This is a genomic window from Mycobacterium sp. (genome assembly GCF_035274705.1).
Lineage (GTDB): Bacteria > Actinomycetota > Actinomycetes > Mycobacteriales > Mycobacteriaceae > Mycobacterium.
The window spans coordinates 16,978-37,536 of the sequence record NZ_DATENY010000117.1; the positions used below are offsets into that span (position 1 = coordinate 16,978).

The following is a 20,559-nucleotide window of genomic DNA, read 5'->3' on the forward strand; positions in this document are numbered from 1 at the left end:
ATGCCCACATGTCCGCACCGCACACCGATCTCAACCCGGCCACGCTCACCGACCTGGGCATGCGAGGCGTCCTGCGGGTCCTCGGCGGCGCGGGCACCGGCAAGAGCGCCCTGCTCGTGCAGATCGCCGCCGCGCATATCGCCGCGGGCGCTGATCCGGAATCGATTCTGCTGCTGACGGGTTCGGCGCGGCTCGGTAGTGAGGCGCGCGCCGCGATCACGTCTGTCCTGCTCGGCTCTGGCAACCGCGCGGTGGTAAGGGAACCGTTGGTCCGCACCGTGCACTCGTACGCGTTCGCGGTGCTGCGGCTCGCGGCGCAGCGCAACGGCGACCCGCCGCCGCGGCTGATCACGAGCGCGGAGCAGGACGGCATCATCCGCGAACTGCTCGCCGGCGACGTGGAGGACGGCGACGCGTCTCCGGTGGGTTGGCCGGCGCAGCTGCGTCCGGCTCTGAGCACCGTGGGGTTCGCAACCGAGCTGCGCAACCTGCTGGCCCGCTGCACCGAACGCGGCGTGGATCCTCTTGCGCTGCAACGCATCGGGCGAACAATGGGTCGCCCGGAGTGGGTCGCCGCCGGCCGGTTCGCGCAAGCCTACGAGCAGATCATGCTGCTGCGTTCGGCTGTCGGAATGGCCGCGCCGCAGGCAACCGTCCCGGCTCTGGGCGCTGCCGAACTCGTCGGGGCCGCGCTCGAGGCGTTCGCGACCGACCCCGACCTGCTGGCCGCCGAACGCGCGCGCATAAAGCTGCTGCTGGTCGACGACGCGCAGCACCTCGATCCCCAAGCGGCGCGGCTGGTGCGGGTGCTGTCAGCGGGTGCGGAGCTCGCCGTGATCGCAGGAGACGCGAACCAAGCCGTGTTCGGCTATCGCGGGGCGGATCCCTCGCTGCTGCGTGGCGACGAGCCGGCACTCACTTTGGCGCAGTCGCACCGCTGCGCACCTGCGATCGCCGACGCCATCACCGGCATCGCGCGCAGGCTGCCCGGTGCCGATCCGGCCCGTGAGCTGACCGGCGCCGATGTGGGGCCGGGCTCGCTGGCTGTGCGGATAGCCGCGTCGCCACACGCGGAATCGGCGTTGATCGCCGATGCGCTGCGCCGCGCACACCTCGTCGACGGAGTGCCGTGGTCGCAGATGGCGGTCATCGTGCGCTCGGTGCCACGGCTCGGTTCGGCGCTCGCGCGCACGCTGGCCGCGACAGGCGTTCCCATCGACTCGCCGCAACCCGACGCGCCGCTGGCCGATCAGCCCGCGGTGCGCGCACTGCTGACCGTGCTCGACGCCACCGCACACGGTCTCGACGGTGACCACGCCCTGTCACTGGTGACCGGTCCCATCGGTCGGGTCGATCCGGTGACACTGCGGCAGCTGCGACGCGCGCTGCGCCGCGCCGACGGCGCCCAGCCGCCACTGGACTTCGGCGACCTGTTGGTCGAGGCGCTCGAGCGGGGCCGCAACGGATTGTCCGTCAACCTGGCAGGTCCGCTGCGCCGGGTGGGTGCGGTGCTGACGGCTGCGCGCCACAGCGCGGCCAGCGGTCAGGACCCCCGCTACACGCTGTGGCAGGCGTGGCATCGTTCCGGTCTGCAGCGGCGCTGGCTGGCGGCCAGCGAACGCGGCGGGCCGGCAGGCGCGCAGGCCGACCGTGATCTGGATGCCGTGACCGCGCTCTTCGATGTGACCGAGCAGTACGTATCGCGCACTGCGGGCGCATCGCTGCCTGGGCTGATCGACCACATCGCCGCACTCGGGCCACCGGCCGCACCCCGCGACCGCGGTCCACAGGCTGACGCGGTCGCGGTGGTCAGTGCTCACGCGGCGCTGGACAAGCAGTGGGAGTTCGTCATCATCGCGGGTCTGCAGGAAGGGTTGTGGCCCAACACCGTTCCGCGTGGCGGAGTGCTGGGCACTCAGCAGCTCGTCGACGTGATGGACGGCGTTGCCACCGCTGGAGTGTCAACCAGGGCCCCGCTGTTGGCCGAGGAACGCCGGCTGCTGATCACTGCGATGGGACGGGCCCGCAGCCGGCTGCTGGTGACCGCGGTCGACAGCGACAACGGTGACGATTCGATGCTGCCGTCGCCGTTCTGCTACGAGCTGTCCGCGTTGGCTACAGATCGCGACCCCGAACCGCCGGCACCGATTCAGGCGCCGCGCCTCCTTGCGCAACCGGCCGTCGTCGGCCGGTTGCGTGCGGTGGTCTGTGCCGCGCCGGACGCCGTCGACGATGCGACCCGCGCTTGCGCCGCAGCACAATTGGCGCGACTGGCCGAGGCGGGCGTGCCCGGCGCAGACCCTGCCCGCTGGTACGGGTTGATGCCGCTGTCCAGCGACGAGCCGCTGTGGGGCGGCGACGGCCACGTCGTCACACTGTCGCCGTCGACGCTGCAGACATTGGCTGACTGCCCGCTTCGCTGGTTGCTCGAACGTCACGGCGGGAGTGACGGACGTGACGTACGGTCCGTCATCGGCTCACTGCTGCACGCGCTGGTGTCGGAGGCCGGCAAGACGGAGAGCCAGATGCTGAACGAACTCGAAAAGGTGTGGAGCGAGCTGCCTTTCGATTCGCGCTGGTATTCGGAGAACGAGCTGGAACGGCACCGCGCGATGCTGTCGACGTTCGCGCAGTGGCGCGCACAGACACGACACCATCTCACCGAGGTCGGCACCGAGATCGACGTCGACGGCGTGATCGGAGAGGGCGACTCGCCGAAGGTTCGCGTTCGTGGACGCCTCGACCGCCTCGAACGTGACGGCGCAGGACGGTTGGTGGTAGTCGATCTCAAGACTGGCAAGACGCCGGTGACAAAGGACGACGCGCAACGGCACGCCCAGCTGGCGATGTACCAGCTTGCCATCGCCGAAGGTCTTGTGCCGCAGGGCGAAACGCCCGGCGGCGGCCGCCTGGTCTACCTCGGCAAGACCGGTTCGGCGGGCGCCACCGAACGTGAGCAAGACGCGCTGACACCCGACGCTCGCGCGCAGTGGCAGCAGGTCGTGCAGCAGGCCGCGGCCGCGACGCAGGGCCCGCAATTCCTCGCGCGCGTCAACGACGGCTGCACGCACTGCCCCGTGCGGGCGATGTGCCCTGCCCAGACTGTCAGCGGTGGGCGATCATGACCCCGCGCTACAGCCCCACCGAACTAGCGTCGGCGTTGGGACTTTTCGCGCCCACCGACGAGCAGGCTGCGGTGATCGCCGCCCCGCCGGGGCCTCTCGTCGTCATCGCAGGCGCGGGTGCGGGCAAAACGGAAACGATGGCGGCACGTGTGGTCTGGCTGGTCGCCAACGGCTACGCGCGGCCCGGCGAGGTGCTCGGGCTGACGTTCACCCGCAAGGCGGCCGGGCAACTACTGCGGCGGGTCCGCACCAGGCTGGCCCGCCTCGCCGGCACCGGCCTGGTTCCCCAGGGCCGCGACGCCGCCGACGATCCGGCGACCGTCAGCACGTATCACGCCTTCGCCGGGAATCTGTTGCGCGAGCATGGCCTGCTGCTTCCGGTCGAGCCCGACACCCGGCTGCTGTCCGAAACGGAGTTGTGGCAGTTGGCGTTTCGCGTCGTCTGCGAACATCCGGACCACTTGGATACCGACAAGACACCTGCGGCCGTTACGGCCATGGTGCTGCGCCTGGCCGGCCAGCTGGCCGAACACCTCGTCGACACCGAGCAGCTGCGCGACACCCATGTCGAACTGGAACGGCTGGTGCACACGCTGCCGGCCGGCCCGTATCAGCGCGACCGCGGTCCGAGCCAGTGGCTGCTGCGGATGCTCGCGACGCAGACCGAACGCACGCAACTCGTGCCGCTCATCGACGCGCTGCATGCACGCATGCGGGCCGAGAAGGTGATGGACTTCGGCATGCAGATGGCCTCGGCGGCGCGGCTGGCGGCTTCGTTCCCGCAAGTCGGCGAGCAGCTGCGGCAGCGGTACCGGGTGGTGCTGCTCGACGAGTATCAGGACACCGGCCACGCGCAGCGCGTCGCCCTGTCGTCGCTGTTCGGCGGCGGAGTCGACGACGATCTGGCCCTGACCGCCGTTGGTGACCCGATCCAGTCGATCTATGGCTGGCGTGGCGCATCCGCGACCAACCTGCCCCGGTTCACCACCGACTTTCCTCGCTCGGACGGCACCCCGGCGCCGACGCTCGAGTTACGCACGAGCTGGCGCAATCCACCGCGCGCGCTGTACGTCGCCAACGCGGTCTCCGCGGAGGCGAGGCGTCGATCCGTTGCGGTGCGGGCACTGCGGCCTCGGCCCGACGCCGAGCCGGGCACCATCAGATGCGCACTGCTGCCCGATGTCGCGACCGAACGCGATTGGGTGGCAGACCATTTGGCGCGGCTGTACCACGACTCGCGCGAAGCCGGGGTGGCGGCGCCGACGGCCGCGGTGCTGATGCGCCGCAACGCCGACGCCGCACCCATGGCCGAAGCCCTCACCGCACGGGGCGTACCGGTCGAGGTGGTGGGCCTGGCGGGTCTGCTCGCGGTGCCCGAGGTCGCCGACGTGGTCGCGACGTTGCGGCTGGTGGCCGACCCCACGGCCGGTGCCGCCGCGATGCGTGTGCTCACCGGCCCACGGTGGCGCTTGGGTGGCCGCGACATCTCCGCCCTGTGGCGCCGCGCCGTCGAACTCGTCGAGAAGGTGACGGCGGCCGGCTCTTCCACGGAGAGGATCGTCGCGTCGGCCGCCCCCGATGCCGATGCGGCATGTCTGGCCGACGCGATCTGCGATCCGGGGCCCGCCGCGGCGTACTCGGCAACGGGATACGAGCGCATCGTCGCGCTCGGCCGCGAGCTGACCGCGCTGCGCGGCCATCTCGACCACCCGCTGCCGGACCTCGTCGCCGAGGTGCGCCGGGTTCTCGGCGTCGACACCGAAGTCCGTGCGACCCAGCCAGTGTCGGCCGGCTGGGCGGGAACCGAGCATCTCGACGCGTTCAGCGATGTAGTCGCCGACGTCGCGTCCCGCCCGGGCGCGACGGTGCGTGGTCTGCTGGCGTTCCTCGACGCCGCCGAGCAGGTGGAGAACGGCTTGGCCCCCGCCGAGGTTGTCGTCGCCACCGACCGCGTGCAGATCCTCACGGTGCACGCGGCCAAAGGACTGGAGTGGCAGGTGGTGGCTGTGCCGCACCTGAGTGGCCGAGTGTTCCCGTCGACGGCGTCGACGCGGACATGGCTCACGGATGCAGGCGATCTGCCGCCGCTATTGCGCGGTGACCGCGCCACCGAATCGGAGCGCGGCGTTCCGGTGCTCGACACGTCCGACGTCAACGACCGAAAGCGATTGTCGGACAAAATCAATGATCACAAGCGCAGCCTGGACCGGCGCCGCATCGACGAAGAACGCCGGCTGCTCTACGTGGCGATCACCCGCGCCGAAAACACGCTGCTGCTGTCCGGTCATCACTGGGGCGCCGCCGAATCCAAGCCTCGCGGACCGTCGGACTTCCTCTGCGAGCTCAAGACCATCATCGACGAGTCCGGCGCCGCAGGCGACCCGTGCGGGGTCGTCGACCTGTGGGCTCCGCCTCCGGCCGAGGGCGAGCCGAACCCGTTGCGCAACAAGACGATCGAAGCGGTCTGGCCAGCCGATCCCGCGGGGTCTCAGCGCCTCGACGTCGAACGTGGTGCGGCATTGGTCGGACGGGCGCTGTCGGGCGAGCTGGCCAGCGGCACCGTCGACGTCGACGGGTGGGCCGCCGATGTCGACGCCCTTCTGGCCGAACGCGACCGCAGCGCCGACAAACCCGTACCGCCGCTGCCCGCGCAGGTCTCGGTCAGCACCCTGGTGGAGCTGGGCCGCGACCCCGAGGCCGTCGCCCGGCGACTGCGCCGGCGCCTGCCAACTCGACCGGATCCACATGCCTTGTTGGGCACGGCGTTTCACGACTGGGTGCAGCGGTTCTTCCACGCCGAGCGGCTGTTCGACCTCGACGACCTGCCCGGCGCGGTCGACCACGATACGGGCGGCGCCGAAGAACTCGCCGAACTGCAGGCCGCGTTCGCGCTCTCGCCGTGGGCGGCCCGCACACCCGTCGACGTGGAAGTCCCGTTCGACATGGTGATCGGCGGCCGCGTCGTGCGCGGCCGCATCGATGCCATCTTCGCCGACGATGATGGCGGCACCACGGTGGTGGACTGGAAGACCGGCGAACCGCCGGACACCCCGGAAGCCAAGCAGCACGCCGCTATTCAGCTGGCGGTATACCGGCTCGCGTGGGCGGCGCTGCAGGGCTGTCCCGTCGAATCGGTACACGCCGCATTCCACTACGTGCGCAGCGGGCAGACGGTCGCACCCGACTCGTTGCCCGGCGCCGACGAACTCACGGCGTTGATCGACGCCGCCTAGGAGTTGCGGTAGACCTTCAGCGCGGAGGTGATCATCGGGATCTGCAGCGGCAGCCGGGCGATTGCGCCCAGCCGCATGAACAGCGGCTTGTCGCGCCACAGCCGGACCAGATTGATGTTGGCCGGAAATACTCCGATGAACACCGCAACCGCCGATAGCGCGCCGAGCCGCCTGGTGCGCGCAGATAGCAACAGGGCACCGCTCGCGAGCTCCGCCACGCCCGAGGCGTAGGTGTAGAACCGCTGGCTGCCGGGCAGTTCGACCGGGACGATCGTGTCGTACGGCTTGGGTATCACAAAGTGGGCGACGCCCGAGCCGAGCAGCAGTGCCGCGAGGCGGTAGGCGATTGTGGGGCTGGCGATCTGCTGCAGTTCGGGTGGGGGTGAGGTCATGATTTGATTGTGGCGTGCGCCCAGTCGGATCGGTGACCGGTTCTCGTGGCCGAAGGTAGGTTGCGTCGACGGCTCGACGCGGTCGAGGAGAATCTCACCTCACGGCCCGACGCTGCGCTCGTCGACATCCTTCGCATCCCCGAACCGTTCGTCAGCCCAGGTCAGCGCATCTTCCGTCGCGTGATCTACGCGACACTGGCGCTGTTCGCTGCGGTGCTCATCGTGTACCTGGACCGCGACGGCTACCGCGACGTGCAGGACAACCAGCTGTCGTTCCTGGACTGCCTGTACTACGCGACGGTGTCCCTGTCGACGACCGGATACGGCGATATCACCCCGTTCACCCCTGAAGCGCGGTTGATCAACGTGCTCGTGATCACTCCGCTGCGGATCGCATTCCTGATCGTGCTGATCGGCACCACGGTCGAAACGCTGACGACGCAGTCGCGCCAGGCATTGAAGATCCAGCGATGGAGGAACAGAGTGCGCAACCACACCGTCGTCATCGGATACGGCACCAAGGGCAGGTCCGCCGTCGCCGCGATGGTCGGGGACGAGGTGGCACCGGCCGACATCGTCGTCGTCGACGAGAACGCCACGTCGCTGGAGCGGGCGAAAAGCGCCGGGCTGGTCACCGTGCACGGCGACGCCACCAAGTCGGAAGTGCTGCGGCTGGCCAGCGCACAGCACGCGAAGTCGATCATCGTCGCCACTGACGACGACGCCAGTGCCGTGCTCGTCACCCTGACCGCACGGGAGCTCGCGCCCAAGGCCAAGATCATCGCCGCGGCGCGCGAAGCCGAAAACCAGCACCTGCTGCGCCAATCCGGCGCGGACTCGACGGTCGTTTCGTCAGAAACCGCGGGCCGCCTGCTGGGCATAGCCACCCAGACCCCGAGCGTTGTGGAGATGATGGAAGACCTGCTCACACCCGACGCCGGCTTCGCGATCGCCGAGCGCGAAGTCACTCCGAAGGAAACCGGCGGCTCGCCGCGGCACCTGACCGACATCGTGCTCGGCGTGGTGCGCGAGGGTCACCTGCTGCGGGTGGACGAGCCCGCCGTCGATGCCCTCGAGGAGGGGGACCGGCTGCTGTACATCCGCAGTGCGGACGCCGAGCGATGACGCTCGGCTTTCAGCTTCGCAACGTCCCGCTGCTGTCCCGTGTCGGTGCCGACCGTGCCGACGCGCTGCGCACCGACGTCGACGCTGCCGTCGCCGGTTGGCCGGACGCGCTGCTGCTGCGGATCGACCGGCGCAACCAGGTCCTGATCTCCGGCGGCCAGGTCGTCCTCGGCAAGGCCGCCACGCTCGGCGACAAACCGCCGGAGAACGCCGTCTTCCTGGGCCGCGTGGCCGATGGCCGCCACGTGTGGGCGATCCGGGCGGCACTGGAAGGCCCCGAGGACACCCACGCCGAAACAGAGGTGCTTGATCTGCGCCGCGCCGGGCACATCTTCGACGACGTCAGCGCCCAGCTCGTCGCGACGGCCAGCGCGCTGCTGAATTGGCATGACAGCGCACGGTTTAGCGCCGTGGACGGCTCGCCGACGAAATCGGTCAAGGGCGGGTGGGCGCGGGTCAATCCGGTCAACGGCCACGAAGAGTTTCCCCGTATCGACCCGGCGGTGATCTGCCTGATCCACGACGGCCATGACCGCGCGGTGCTGGCCCGTCAGACCGTTTGGCCCGAGCGGCTGTTCTCACTGCTGGCCGGGTTCGTCGAGGCCGGCGAGTCGTTCGAATCCTGTGTGGTCCGCGAGATCGCCGAAGAAATCGGGCTGACGGTGACCGACGTGACTTATCTGGGCAGCCAGCCGTGGCCGTTTCCGAGGTCGCTGATGGTCGGCTTCCACGCCATCGGTGACCCGGAGCAGGAGTTCTCGTTCAACGACGGCGAAATCGCCGAGGCGGCCTGGTTCACCCGCGGTGAGGTTCGCGAAGCGCTCGACCACGGCGACTGGAGCAGTGATTCACCATCACGGCTACTGCTGCCGGGATCGATATCCATCGCCCGGGAAATCATCGAGTCCTGGGCCGCGCTGGACTGATGTCGCCGCCGTAGCGGCTCCGGAGACTAGCTGGCGAGCTTCGCCTTGACCTCTTTGGCGCTCGGATTGGTCAGCGTCGACCCGTCGGCGAACTTCAGCGTCGGCACCGTCTGATTGCCGCCGTTGACCGACGCCACGAATTGCGCGGCGGCGGGATCGGCCTCGATATCGACCTCGGCGAACTCGATGCCTTCTGCCTTCAGCACCTTCTTCAGGCGAAAGCAGTAGCCACACCACGAGGTGCTGTACATGGTCAGAGCGCTCATAAGCCGTCCAACGTATCGGATCACACCAACATGCCCACCGCACGCCCCGGTTTTGTCGGCCGGCGCTGACATGATGTAGCGCATGTCGGTCGAGGCGCCCTCCAGCGCGCGTGAACTCATCACGGCTGACCTCGACGACGAGCAGCGCGAGGCCGTGCTCGCCGCCCGCGGTCCGGTGTGTGTGCTGGCCGGCGCCGGTACGGGAAAGACGCGCACGATCACCCGACGCATCGCGAACCTCGTTGCGGCCGGTCACGTCGCGCCGGGCCAGGTCCTCGCGGTGACGTTCACGCAGCGCGCGGCGGGGGAGATGCGCAGCCGGCTGCGTGCGCTCAGCAACGACTTGGCCGGTGTCTCCGCAGAATCAGTACAGGCGATGACGTTTCACGCCGCCGCGCGCCGCCAGTTGGCGTACTTCTGGCCGCGGGTCGTCGGCGACACCGGATGGCAGCTGCTCGACACGAAATTCTCGGTTGTCGCCCAGGCCGCGAACCGCGCGGGCATGTCGACGAGCACCGACGACGTCCGCGACCTCGCCGGCGAAATCGAATGGGCCAAGGCGTCTTTGATCAGCCCTGAGCAATACGCCGCAGCCGTCGCGCAGGCCGGCCGTGACATCCCGTTCGATGCGACGAAGATCGCGACGGTCTACGCCGGGTACGAGACGCTCAAGGCGCGCAACGACGGCATGGCGCTGTTGGATTTCGACGACCTGCTGCTGCACACCGCCGCGGCGATCGAGAACGACGCCGCGGTGGCGCAGGAGTTCCGCGATCGGTATCGCTGTTTCGTCGTCGATGAATACCAAGACGTCACGCCGCTGCAGCAGCGGGTGCTCGACGCCTGGCTGGGCGGGCGCGACGACCTCACCGTCGTCGGCGACGCCAACCAGACCATCTACTCGTTCACCGGCGCCACCCCGCGCTATCTGCTCGACTTCTCGCGGCGGTTCCCCGACGCGGCGGTCGTGCGGCTGGAACGTGACTACCGGTCCACGCCTCAGGTGGTGTCGCTGGCCAACCGCGTCATCGCCGCCGCCCGCGGCCGGATGGCCGGCAGCAAGCTGCACCTGGTCGGCCAGCGTGACCCGGGCCCGACGCCGTCGTTCGCCGAGCATCCCGACGAGGTCGCCGAGGCCGCCGCGGTGGCCAAGAGCATCAAGAACCTCATCGAGTCCGGCACCGTAGCCTCGGAGATCGCGGTGCTGTACCGCATCAACGCCCAGTCCGAGGTCTACGAGGAAGCGCTGACCGAGGCCGGCGTCCCGTTCCAGGTACGCGGCGGCGAAGGGTTCTTCAGCCGTCAAGAGATCCGGCAGGCGCTGCTGGCGCTGCAACGCGCGGCCGAACGCGACGTCGAAGGAGCACTGCCAGAGGTCGTGCGCGCGGTGCTCGAGCCGCTCGGGCTGACCGCCGAGCCGCCGCCCGGTACGCGGGCGCGCGAACGCTGGGAGGCGCTGACGGCGCTGGCCGAGCTCGTCGACGAGGAAGTCGCGCTTCGCCCGTCACTGGATCTGCGCGCGTTGATCACCGAGCTGCGCCAGCGCGCCGATTCGCGGCATCCACCGGTCGTACAAGGCGTCAACCTGGCGTCGCTACACGCGGCGAAGGGTCTGGAGTGGGATGCGGTGTTCCTCGTCGGGCTGGCCGACGGCACGCTGCCCATCTCACATGCGCTGACGCACGGACCCGACAGTGAGCCGGTCGAAGAGGAACGTCGCCTGCTCTACGTCGGAATCACAAGGGCCAGAACACATTTAGCGCTCAGTTGGGCGCTGGCGCGGACACCCGGCGGGCGGCAGGGCCGACGACCGTCGCGGTTCCTCAACGGCATCGTGGCGCGGTCGTCGAGCGACAGCACCCCGAACCGACCGCGCCGTCAGCGCGGCGCCACCCCACGCTGCCGCGTCTGCAACAACACCCTGACCACACCGCCCGCGATCATGCTGCGTCGTTGCGAGACGTGCCCGTCCAACATCGACGAGGAACTGCTCGCCCAACTCAAAGATTGGCGGCTGCGGACCTCCAAGGAGATGAGCGTGCCGGCGTACGTGGTGTTCACGGACAACACCTTGATCGCGATCGCCGAGACGCTGCCGACCGACGACGCGGCGCTGGTCGCGATCCCGGGCATCGGCGCGCGCAAGCTCGAGCAGTACGGGCCCGACGTGCTGGCGATGGTCAAAGGCCGAGCAACGTAACTTTCGGATTTCTTTGCGTCCAAAAATAGTGTCTGACCTGGAAGAATTCTGCGAAAACGCTCACCTGGTCCTGGATTCCAGCGCACAATTTTCCTGTCACTGAGGAGGAGTGCGGGGATCGGTTGCCTGCGGGGAAGGCATTGAAGGTGGCCGCGTCGCGAATATCAGGGGGAAGTGCCATGGCAAGGACCATTCACGTTCGACGTGCACTGTTGAGCACGGGTACCGCACTTGCGGCTACTGCTGTTGCGTTCGGAGGTGCGGCGACGGCGCCGGTCGCGGTAGCTGAGCCGAACAACGGCGGCGGAACCTGGGATATCGAGAAATATGACGACTGCTTGAAGAAATACAACCCGGGCCAGGGGGGCAGTCTCGAAGACATTGACTCTCGGCTCAAATGGTGTTGTGAAGACTCCGGCGGTGTGTGGAAAGGCGACGGGGGTTGTGTGGCGCCGTCCGGGAATTCAGTGGGCTCACGGCAGGTCCCGTCCGGAATCGAAACGGCTCCAGTCGTGACACAGGCTCCGTCGCTCCCGATCAAGCCGCAGATTCCCGGCGACATGCCAGCGGTGACCGTCGCGCCGGCCTGTCCGCCGGACAGCAGCGACCCAAGCTGCCAAACCTCGTAAAGATCGCGCCAAAGCCGCTGGTCAGAAAATCGCTTGTCTGACCTAGCTGTTAGGCTCTAGCCTCAAGATCGCGTAGTTGCGTGACTAGTCAACGAAAGGAGGGGTCCGAGATCATGGCGAACATCAACGCGTTCACCGGCGTAGGCGTTGCCGGCATGTCGCGGACCCTCCACGTCGCCGAGGCTGCCGCCGCGGCGGCGCATCCCGCGTTCATGGCGCACGCCGGCTGGGCCGCCGCTGACATTCCGACGCAGCGCAAGCGCCGCACCGCCGCCGCGACTGGCAAGTCCGTGGATTGGGGCACCACCTAGGTAGAACCTCGATCTAGCCGAAAGGCCACGGACCCGCAGTCAAGGATCCGTGGCCTTAGTTTTTTTCGGACACCGAAAACCTGGTCGCAGATCCATCCAAGACAGATGGCCGACAACGAAATCAACGACCAGGAAGCAGAGGACAGACATGTCAGTCCAGACATGCCGTGAGAGAACGATGCTGTCGGTGCCGTGTCATGTCGGTGAACCCGATCTGTGGTTCGCCGAAAACCCTGTCGACCTCGAGCGCGCCAAGGCGTTGTGCATGGATTGCCCGATCCGGCGCGAGTGCCTTGCCGCGGCCCTGGAACGCCAGGAGCCGTGGGGCGTTTGGGGCGGCGAGATCATCGAGCGCGGAACGATCATCGCGCGGAAGCGTCCGCGTGGACGCCCGCGCAAGAACACCGAGGAAAGCCCGGCAGCCGCGTAGCTGCCGGGTTTTCCCGCGTTCGGGACCGCTAGGCCGCTTCGTCGGCGAAGCCAGGGATCAGTTCTGTCGCAAGGGCTTTGGTCGGGATATGCGCATCGAGCTGGCAGGCGATCGCGACGTTTGAGGCGATCACCCGCAGCGGAATAGCCAGCTTGGCCGGAATATCCATCTGCCGAGCCGCCCTGATCTGGCCGGCGGCACGGTCGGGCTTCATGTTCATGGCGGTGATCCGCTGCAGCCACTTACGCGTGTAGTGGAACACCTCGACCTCGAGCGGTTCGACGTACTGCTTCATCATCTCGTCCATCTCGCGCTTTGATACCTGCTCACCCTTCTGGATGAACCCGATCTTCTGCATGGTCGTCAGCAGGTTCTCGTAGTCGTCGTTGAGCGCGTAGCGCGTCGCCAGACCGATTTCGATGGGAATCCCGCCGGGCAGGGGAGCCACCGCCCCGAAGTCGATGACGCCCATCTTGTCGCCGGGCAGCAGCATGAAGTTCCCCGGATGGGCGTCGCCGTGCATCATTTCGAGCCGGCGTGGCGCGTCGTAGGTGAGCTCGAAAAGGCGTCGGCCCATCAGGTCTCGCTGCTCGGTCGTGCCCTCTCGGATGATCACGGACAACGGGATGCCTTCGATCCATTCCTGGATAACGACTTTCGGCGCACTGGCCACAATGTGTGGGACGACGAAATGCGGATGGCCCTCATAGGCTTTGGCGAACGCACGCTGGTTGTCAGCTTCCAGCCGGTAGTCCAGCTCCATCTCGGTGCGCTCGATCAGCTCGTCGACCACACCCTGCACGTCGGCGCCCGGGGAGAGCTGCTTGAGCACACTGACCATGCGCTGCATGGTTTTCAGGTCGGCGCGCAGCGCCTCGTCGGCGCCGGGGTATTGGATCTTGACCGCGACCTCGCGGCCGTCCGACCACACCGCCTTGTGCACCTGGCCGATGCTGGCCGACGCTACCGGTGTGTCGTCGAACGAGCCGAACCGTTCCCGCCACTTGGTGCCCAGCTGCGCGTCCAGCACGCGGTGCACCTTGGCCGCGGCAAGCGGCGGGGCCTCGCGCTGCAGCTTGGTCAGCGCCTCGCGGTAGGGCTTGCCGTACTGTTCGGGAATCGCGGCTTCCATGACCGACAGCGCCTGGCCGACCTTCATCGCGCCGCCCTTGAGCTCACCGAGCACGGTGAACAACTGCTGGGCGGCCTTGTCCATCAACTCGGCGTTGACCTCGTCCTTCGACTTGCCGGTCAGCCGTTTACCGAAGCCCAACGCGGCCCGGCCTGCCATGCCGACGGGCAAGCTCGCCAGCTTGACGTTGCGGGCGGCCCGACCCCGTTTGATGTCAGTCACCAGACCATCATCCATGACGGATCTGAGCAAACCCTAACGACTTGGAAACAAACGTTTTCGGCGTCAGCACCAGCAGCGGGGATGACGTGTCCATCGGCGCGCCACGATTTCACGGGCATTGACGTCGAACTCGAGCGTGGTGTCCAGCGTTGGCGGCGGTTCCGCCGAATCTCTGACGCCACGGCCGTCGCGCACGGCGCGGATGACCCGGTCGACCTGGTTGAGCGCCAATGCCGCGGTCGCGAGCACCGTGGCGCGGTCGGCGCTGCCGACGGTCCGACGCAGCTGCGCGGCGACCGCAGGCCATGCCGCGTCGCGATCGCTGCGATGTAAATCCGCGCAGTCCAGACAACTCGTCACGCCCGGGATCACCAGCGGCCCAACAAGACCCGCGCCGTCACGCACCCGAACCGGCAGGTGCGCCACCCGGGCAGCGTGCAGCTCGCGGACCACACGGGGATCGGCCACCAGAAAATCCGACAGCACAACCAAATCCGTTGCGTCGGGCGGCGCCGCTTTGGCCAAATTGCTCTGAGTCACTCGTGCGCCCGAACAGCGCAGCGCTCCGGCCAGCAGATCGGACAGCGGGCCGCGCCCGTGAATGCGGATCGACGCCGATCGCGTGCGCCGGCGGCCGGTGGAGGTCACCAGCCCGGCGTCGACGAGTGAGGCAACCAGCTCGCCGGCGTCGATGCCGAAGCGCGCGTTCAGCTCGGCTAGCGTCGCGCCCGACTGCATGGTCCGCAGCAGCTCCGCGAGCGTCGCGGGCGTCAATCCGGTTTGCGGGCGCACCAGCACCGCGCGCCGCGGATCCCAGCCCACCTGCACCGCGCCGTCGGGACGCGACAGCACCGGCATGGCCGGATTGAGCGCATAGCGCCTCATGGACCGACTCTCCCACGGACGGCGGGAGTCCCCGCTCAGTTATCCACAGGGCTCAGTCCTTGGGGTCGTCGTCGCCCTTTTCGGAGCCCTTTTCCAGGTCGGCCAGTGCCTCGTCGATGCCGCTGGTGTCGCCGCCGATCATCCGGTCGATGAAACCGGCCGGCTCGTCGAGATCCTCGGCGCTGGGCAGCAGGTCGGGGTGTTGCCAGACAGCGTCGCGCGCATCGGCGCCCACGGCCTGCGTGAGCCGCTCCCACAGCACCGCCGCCTCCCGCAGTTTGCGCGGCCGCAGCTCCAGCCCGACGAGCGTCGCGAACGTCTGCTCAGCGGGCCCACCGGTGGCGCGCCGTCGACGCAGTGTTTCGGAAAGCGCCGACGCGGCGGGGATGCGCTCGCCCAGCGCGTCCGAGACCACGGTCTGCACCCAGCCCTCGATCAAGGCGAGCAGAGTCTCGAGCCGTTCCAATGCTGCCGTCTGCTCGGGCGTGGCCTTCGGCTCGAAGATGCCCTGATTGAGCAGCTGCTCCATCTGCGACGGGTCGGTCAGGGACGCGGGATTGAATCCCTGGGCGATTTCCTCGATTCCGCTCATGTCGATCTTCATGCCCTTGGCGAAGGCCTCGACGGCGTTGAGCAGCTGGCTGGCCAGCCACGGAACATGGCTGAACAGCCGATGATGCGCGGCCTCGCGTGCGGCCAGGAACGTCAGGATCTCGCTGCGTGGCTGCTCGAGTCCCTCGGACAGCGATTCGATCGCCTCGGGCATCAGCGCGGCAACGCCCTTCGGGCCGAGCGGTAGCCCAATGTCGGTGGAGGTCAAAACTTCTCGCGACAGCTTGCCCAGCGCTTGACCGAGCTGAGACCCGAACGCCATACCGCCCATCTGCGACATCATCGCCAGCAGCGGGCCCGCCATGCTCTTGGCTTCCTCGGGCAGCGCCGAGGCCCACACCGTCGAGATCTGCTCGGCCACCGGGTCGCATAACCGCTTCCAGGTCTCGAGCGTGTTGTCGATCCAGTCGGTGGGCGTCCACGCCACGGCCTTGGTGGTGCCGGCCGGCAGCGCGGTCACGCCGTCCAGCCACGTTTCGGCCAGGTGTACGGCGTCGGCGATAGCGGCGCTCGTCTTTTCCGGGACCGGAGCGACGAAGCCGATCTGGCTCGATGCGAGCTGCCGGGCCAGGTCGTAGTTGACGGGGCCGGACTGCTTACCGCCGGTCATCACGTTGCCGGCGCCACTGAACATCTCGCCGAGCTTGGTGAAGATCTGCCCGAGATCGGACATGTCGAATTCGGACCCGCCGCCCAGACCGAACGGGTCCGAACCCGAACCCGAATCAGGGTCCTTCTTGCGCTTGTCACGCTCGGGGTCGTCCCCGGGGTTGAAGCCGAAAGGCAGGTCAGCCATGTCCTCAACGGTACTCACCAGCGGCCGGACATGCGGGACCGCGGGTCACGCTGTGAGTGAACCGTCGGTTCGCGAGCGGGTCGCCAGCTAAGGCCACATAGCGTGAACCTTTACTGTGGTCGCCGTGAACAGGCGGATTTTGACGCTGCTGATCGCGCTGGTGCCGATCCTGGCGTTCGGCGTGATGCTGTCGGTCGTGACGGTGCCCTACGTGTCGCTGGGGCCCGGCCCGACGTTCGACACTCTCGGCGAGGTCGACGGCAAGAAGGTCGTCGATATCGATAGTCCTGACGTGCATCCGACATCGGGGCATCTGAACATGACGACCGTGTCGCAGCGCGACGACCTGACGCTGGGCCAGGCGCTGACCTTGTGGATGTCCGGCCGCGAGCAGCTGGTTCCACATGACTTGGTCTATCCGCCGGACAAGTCGAAGGACGAGATCGACAAGGCCAACACCACCGACTTCAAACGCTCCGAGGACAGCGCCGAATACGCGGCGCTGGGCTTCCTCAAATATCCGTCGGCCGTCACCGTCGAGACCGTCAACGACCCCGGCCCGTCGGCGGGCAAGCTGCAGGCCGGCGACGCCATTGACGGGGTCAACGGCAAGCCCGTCGCCAGCCTCGACCAGTTCCAGGAGCTGATGAAGAACACCAAGCCGGGCGACAACGTGGTGCTGGACTACCGCCGCAAGAATGCCCCGGCAGGCGTCGCGACAATCACACTGGGCAAGAATCCCGAGCGCGACAGCGGATACCTCGGCATCGCCGTGCTCGACGCGCCATGGGCGCCGTTCAAAATCGACTTCAACCTGGCCAACATCGGCGGGCCGTCGGCCGGGCTGATGTTCTCCCTCGCTGTCGTCGACAAGCTGACCACCGGCGACCTCAACGACGGCAAGTTCGTCGCGGGCACCGGAACCATCGACAGCGACGGCAAGGTCGGCTCGATCGGCGGGATCACGCACAAGATGCTCGCCGCCAAGGAGGCAGGCGCGACGGTCTTCCTGGTTCCTGCGGACAACTGTGACGAGGCGAAATCGGCGCACGAGGACGACCTGGAACTGGTCAAGGTGGACAACCTCAGCCAGGCGGTCGACGCGTTGCATGCGATTTCCGCTGGTGGCGAACCTCCCCGTTGCTGAGGAATTGCCGTGAAAGCGGTGCGTAGAGTTGTGGCACGTCATCCGACGACATTCCACATCCAAGACTGGAGTTAACGAGTGGGTATGCGGCCCGCGGCGAGGATGCCGAAGCTGACGCGACGTAGCCGGATTCTGATCGTGGTGGCCCTGGCCGTCGTGGTGCTGCTGCTGGCCGGACCGCGATTCATCGACGGCTACGTGGATTGGCTGTGGTTCGGCGAGCTCGGCTACCGCAATGTGTTCACCACGGTGCTGGCGACCCGGATCATCGTGTTCCTGGTGGTGTGGGCGCTGATCGGCACGATCGTGTTCGCCGCGCTCGCCTTGGCCTACCGCACGCGACCGGTGTTCGTGCCGACCAACGGTCCCAACGATCCGGTGGCCCGTTATCGCACCGCGGTGATGGCCCGCATGCGGCTGGTGGGCATCGGCGTGCCGGCGGTCGTCGGCTTTCTGGCTGGCGCCGTCGCGCAGAGCTATTGGGTGCGCGTGCAGTTGTTCCTGCACGGCGGCAGCTTCGGCATCGCCGACCCGCAGTTCGGCAAGGACCTCGGCTTCTACGCCTTCGACCTGCCGTTCTACCGGCTGGTGTTGAGCTACCTGTTCGTCGCCACGTTCCTGGCATTCGTCGCAAACCTGCTCGGCCACTACCTGTTCGGCGGGATCCGGCTGGCGGGCCGCACAGGGGCCCTGAGCCGCTCGGCACGCATTCAACTGATCACTCTGGTCGGGATCTTGGTGCTGCTCAAGGCCCTCGCGTACTGGCTGGACCGCTACGAGCTGCTCAGCCACACCCGCGGCGGCAAGCCGTTCACCGGCGCGGGCTATACCGACATCAACGCCGTGTTGCCCGCCAAGCTGATCCTGATGGCGATCGCGGTGATCTGCGCGGCCGCGGTGTTCTCGGCGATTGTGTTGCGCGACTTGAGGATTCCGGCGATCGGCGTGGTGCTGCTGCTGTTGAGCTCGCTGATCGTCGGTGCCGGCTGGCCGTTGGTCGTCGAGCAGATCAGTGTCAAACCCAATGCGGCGCAAAAGGAAAGCGAATACATCAGCCGCAGCATCACCTCGACCAGGCAGGCCTACGGGTTGACTGAGCAGACGGTGACTTACCGCGATTACAGCGGAAACACCCAAGCCAGCCCGCAGCAGGTGGCCGCCGACCGGGCGACGACGTCGAACATCCGGTTGCTCGACCCGACGATCGTCAGCCCGGCGTTCACCCAGTTCCAGCAGGGTAAGAACTTCTATTACTTCCCCGATCAGCTCTCCATCGACCGCTATAACGGTCCCGACGGCAACCTGCGCGACTTCGTCGTCGCCGCTCGTGAGCTCAATCCGGACCGGCTGATCGACAACCAGCGCGACTGGATCAACCGGCACACCGTCTACACCCACGGCAACGGCTTCATCGCCTCGCCGGCCAACACCGTGCGCGGTATTGCCAACGACCCCAACCAAAATGGCGGATACCCGGAGTTTCTGGCCAGTGTGGTCGGCGCGAACGGCAGTGTGATCTCGCCCGGGCCAGCGCCGCTGGATCAACCGCGGGTCTACTACGGGCCGGTCATCGCCAACACGGCGGCGGACTACGCGATCGTCGGCCGCAACGGCGCCGACCGCGAATACGACTACGAGACCAACACGGAGACCAAGAACTACACCTACACCGGCACCGGGGGAGTGCCGGTCGGGAACTGGTTGGCCCGCACCGTGTTTGCGGCTAAGTTCGCTGAGCGAAACTTCTTGTTCTCCAACGTGATCGGGTCGAACAGCAAGATCTTGTTCAACCGTGACCCGGCGCAGCGCGTGCAGGCCGTGGCGCCGTGGCTGACGACCGACACCAGTGTGTACCCGGCGATCGTCAACAAGCGGATGGTGTGGATTGTCGACGGCTACACCACACTGGACAACTACCCGTATTCGGAGTTGACGTCGCTGTCGAGTGCGACGGCTGACTCGAACGAGGTCGCGTTCAACCGGCTCGCGCCCGACAAGCAGGTGTCCTACATCCGTAACTCGGTGAAGGCCACTGTCGACGCCTATGACGGCACGGTCTCGCTGTATGCGCAGGACGAGCAGGATCCTGTGCTGCAGGCGTGGATGAAGGTGTTTCCCGGCACGGTGAAGCCGAAGAGCGAGATCTCGCCGGAGCTGCAGGAGCATCTGCGCTATCCCGAGGACCTGTTCAAGGTGCAGCGGCAGCTGCTGGCGAAGTATCACGTGAACGATCCGGTGACGTTCTTCTCGACGTCGGATTTCTGGGATGTTCCGCTGGACCCGAACCCGACAGCGAGCAGCTATCAGCCGCCGTATTACATCGTCGCGAAAGACCTTGCGGCCAATGACAGTTCGTCGTCGTTCCAGTTGACGAGTGCGATGAACAGGTTCCGGCGAGACTTCCTGGCGGCCTATATCAGCGCGAGTTCCGATCCGGCGACGTACGGCAAGATCACGGTGTTGACGATCCCGGGTCAGGTGAACGGTCCGAAGTTGGCGAACAACGCGATCACCACGGATACGGCGGTGTCGCAGGACCTCGGCGTGATCGGCCGGGACAACCAGAACAGGATCCGGTGGGGCAACCTGCTGACGCTGCCGGTGGCGCAGGGTGGCCTGTTGTATGTGGAACCCGTGTATGCGTCGCCAGGGGCCAGTGATGCGGCGTCGTCGTACCCGCGGTTGATCCGTGTGGCGATGATGTACAACGACCGGGTCGGGTACGGCCCGACGGTGAGTGACGCGCTGGACAAGCTGTTCGGTAAGGGTGCGGGTGCGACGGCGACGGGTCCGGCGCCGACGGACCTGCCGGGCGGGCAACAGCCGGCAGCGCCACCGCCGACGGATGGTGGGCCGCCTGCGGCGCCGCCAGTTCAGGGTCAAGCGCCTGAGGTGCCAACGCCGATCGCGGCGGTGCCACCGGGACCCGGTGGCGGGACGCAATTGTCGGCGGCCAAAGCCGCAGCGCTGCAAGAGGTCAACTCCGCGCTGGATGCGGTAAGGCAGGCGCAGCAGAGCGGCAACTTCGCGGAGTACGGCCAGGCGTTGCAACGGCTGGACGACGCGATGACGAAGTACACGTCGGCGAAGTGACCGGTCCCGTCACCTCTCCCGCGAGCCCCTCACCC

At 67.5% G+C, this 20,559-nt stretch carries 14 protein-coding genes; 9 read left to right on the plus strand and 5 right to left on the minus strand.

All coding sequences use genetic code 11. The features are described from left to right. Positions 1-8: 8 nt before the first annotated feature. Together VJV41_RS24615 and VJV41_RS24620 are read left to right on the plus strand one after the other, a co-directional pair. A complete protein-coding gene (locus tag VJV41_RS24615; protein WP_325338175.1) occupies positions 9-3,125 on the plus strand; it encodes an ATP-dependent DNA helicase in 3,117 nt (1,038 codons plus the stop codon). Then, positions 3,122-6,358: an ATP-dependent DNA helicase gene (locus VJV41_RS24620; protein ID WP_325338177.1), complete on the plus strand. Its 3,237-nt coding sequence runs from the start codon at positions 3,122-3,124 to the stop codon at positions 6,356-6,358. Before VJV41_RS24615 ends, VJV41_RS24620 begins: the two co-directional genes overlap by 4 nt. Here the strand turns inward: VJV41_RS24620 and VJV41_RS24625 are convergent. Beyond that, the gene (locus tag VJV41_RS24625) at positions 6,355-6,729 is read right to left on the minus strand and encodes a DoxX family protein (protein ID WP_325338238.1); all 375 of its coding nucleotides are present in this window, start codon (positions 6,727-6,729) and stop codon (positions 6,355-6,357) included. The two genes, VJV41_RS24620 and VJV41_RS24625, sit on opposite strands and share 4 nt — an antisense overlap. A gap of 66 nt (positions 6,730-6,795) precedes the next feature. Here VJV41_RS24625 and VJV41_RS24630 point away from each other — a divergent pair, with 66 nt between their 5' ends. Further along, on the plus strand, positions 6,796-7,875 hold the full coding sequence (locus VJV41_RS24630; protein WP_325338179.1) for a potassium channel family protein: 1,080 nt from the start codon (positions 6,796-6,798) through the stop codon (positions 7,873-7,875). Beyond that, positions 7,872-8,801 (plus strand): NAD(+) diphosphatase, encoded by a 930-nt coding sequence (gene nudC, locus VJV41_RS24635; protein ID WP_325338180.1) that lies wholly within the window; start codon positions 7,872-7,874, stop codon positions 8,799-8,801. The genes VJV41_RS24630 and nudC overlap by 4 nt, the downstream gene beginning before the upstream one ends. A gap of 26 nt (positions 8,802-8,827) precedes the next feature. Here the strand turns inward: nudC and mrx1 are convergent, their stop codons facing one another. Next, positions 8,828-9,067, minus strand: a complete 240-nt coding sequence (mrx1, locus tag VJV41_RS24640; protein ID WP_325338182.1) for a mycoredoxin Mrx1 — start codon at positions 9,065-9,067, stop codon at positions 8,828-8,830. Positions 9,068-9,149: 82 nt separating this feature from the next. Between mrx1 and VJV41_RS24645 the strand changes: the two genes are divergently transcribed. The 3 genes from VJV41_RS24645 (at position 9,150) to VJV41_RS24655 (ending at position 12,637) form a co-directional block, all read left to right on the plus strand. Further along, positions 9,150-11,267 carry an ATP-dependent DNA helicase UvrD2 gene (locus VJV41_RS24645; protein ID WP_325338184.1) on the plus strand — a complete coding sequence of 706 codons (2,118 nt, stop codon included), beginning with the start codon at positions 9,150-9,152 and terminating at the stop codon, positions 11,265-11,267. A 709-nt stretch (positions 11,268-11,976) separates the two neighbouring features. Continuing rightward, the gene (locus VJV41_RS24650; protein WP_325338185.1) at positions 11,977-12,207 is read left to right on the plus strand and encodes a hypothetical protein; all 231 of its coding nucleotides are present in this window, start codon (positions 11,977-11,979) and stop codon (positions 12,205-12,207) included. A 148-nt stretch (positions 12,208-12,355) separates the two neighbouring features. Continuing rightward, positions 12,356-12,637: a WhiB family transcriptional regulator gene (locus VJV41_RS24655; protein WP_325338186.1), complete on the plus strand. Its 282-nt coding sequence runs from the start codon at positions 12,356-12,358 to the stop codon at positions 12,635-12,637. Between the two features lie 28 nt (positions 12,638-12,665). Here the strand turns inward: VJV41_RS24655 and VJV41_RS24660 are convergent, their stop codons facing one another. From VJV41_RS24660 to VJV41_RS24670, 3 genes are read right to left on the minus strand one after another with little or no spacing between them, the layout of a single operon-like run. Continuing rightward, positions 12,666-14,006, minus strand: a complete 1,341-nt coding sequence (locus VJV41_RS24660; RefSeq protein WP_325338188.1) for an ABC1 kinase family protein — start codon at positions 14,004-14,006, stop codon at positions 12,666-12,668. Between the two features lie 48 nt (positions 14,007-14,054). Further along, entirely contained in the window at positions 14,055-14,876 is an 822-nt protein-coding gene (locus VJV41_RS24665) for a cyclodehydratase (protein ID WP_325338190.1), read from the minus strand. A gap of 52 nt (positions 14,877-14,928) precedes the next feature. Continuing rightward, entirely contained in the window at positions 14,929-16,302 is a 1,374-nt protein-coding gene (locus tag VJV41_RS24670) for a zinc-dependent metalloprotease (protein ID WP_325338192.1), read from the minus strand. A gap of 106 nt (positions 16,303-16,408) precedes the next feature. On the opposite strand from VJV41_RS24670, the gene VJV41_RS24675 reads away from it, so the two are divergent. Together VJV41_RS24675 and VJV41_RS24680 are read left to right on the plus strand one after the other, a co-directional pair. Then, on the plus strand, positions 16,409-17,431 hold the full coding sequence (locus tag VJV41_RS24675; protein WP_325338194.1) for a PDZ domain-containing protein: 1,023 nt from the start codon (positions 16,409-16,411) through the stop codon (positions 17,429-17,431). Positions 17,432-17,509: 78 nt separating this feature from the next. Next, complete coding sequence (locus tag VJV41_RS24680) at positions 17,510-20,524, plus strand: UPF0182 family protein (RefSeq protein WP_325338196.1); 3,015 nt, start codon at positions 17,510-17,512, stop codon at positions 20,522-20,524. Positions 20,525-20,559: the final 35 nt, after the last annotated feature.

Bases quoted from the DNA above. Each gene is read 5' to 3' on its own strand.
- VJV41_RS24665 (WP_325338190.1), bottom strand. From the start codon at position 14,876: ATGAGGCGCTATGCGCTCAATCCGGCCATGCCGGTGCTGTCGCGTCCC.
- VJV41_RS24655 (WP_325338186.1), top strand. From the start codon at position 12,356: ATGTCAGTCCAGACATGCCGTGAGAGAACGATGCTGTCGGTGCCGTGT.
- mrx1 (WP_325338182.1), bottom strand. From the start codon at position 9,067: ATGAGCGCTCTGACCATGTACAGCACCTCGTGGTGTGGCTACTGCTTT.
- nudC (WP_325338180.1), top strand. From the start codon at position 7,872: ATGACGCTCGGCTTTCAGCTTCGCAACGTCCCGCTGCTGTCCCGTGTC.
- VJV41_RS24620 (WP_325338177.1), top strand. From the start codon at position 3,122: ATGACCCCGCGCTACAGCCCCACCGAACTAGCGTCGGCGTTGGGACTT.
- VJV41_RS24660 (WP_325338188.1), bottom strand. From the start codon at position 14,006: ATGGATGATGGTCTGGTGACTGACATCAAACGGGGTCGGGCCGCCCGC.
- VJV41_RS24645 (WP_325338184.1), top strand. From the start codon at position 9,150: ATGTCGGTCGAGGCGCCCTCCAGCGCGCGTGAACTCATCACGGCTGAC.
- VJV41_RS24615 (WP_325338175.1), top strand. From the start codon at position 9: ATGTCCGCACCGCACACCGATCTCAACCCGGCCACGCTCACCGACCTG.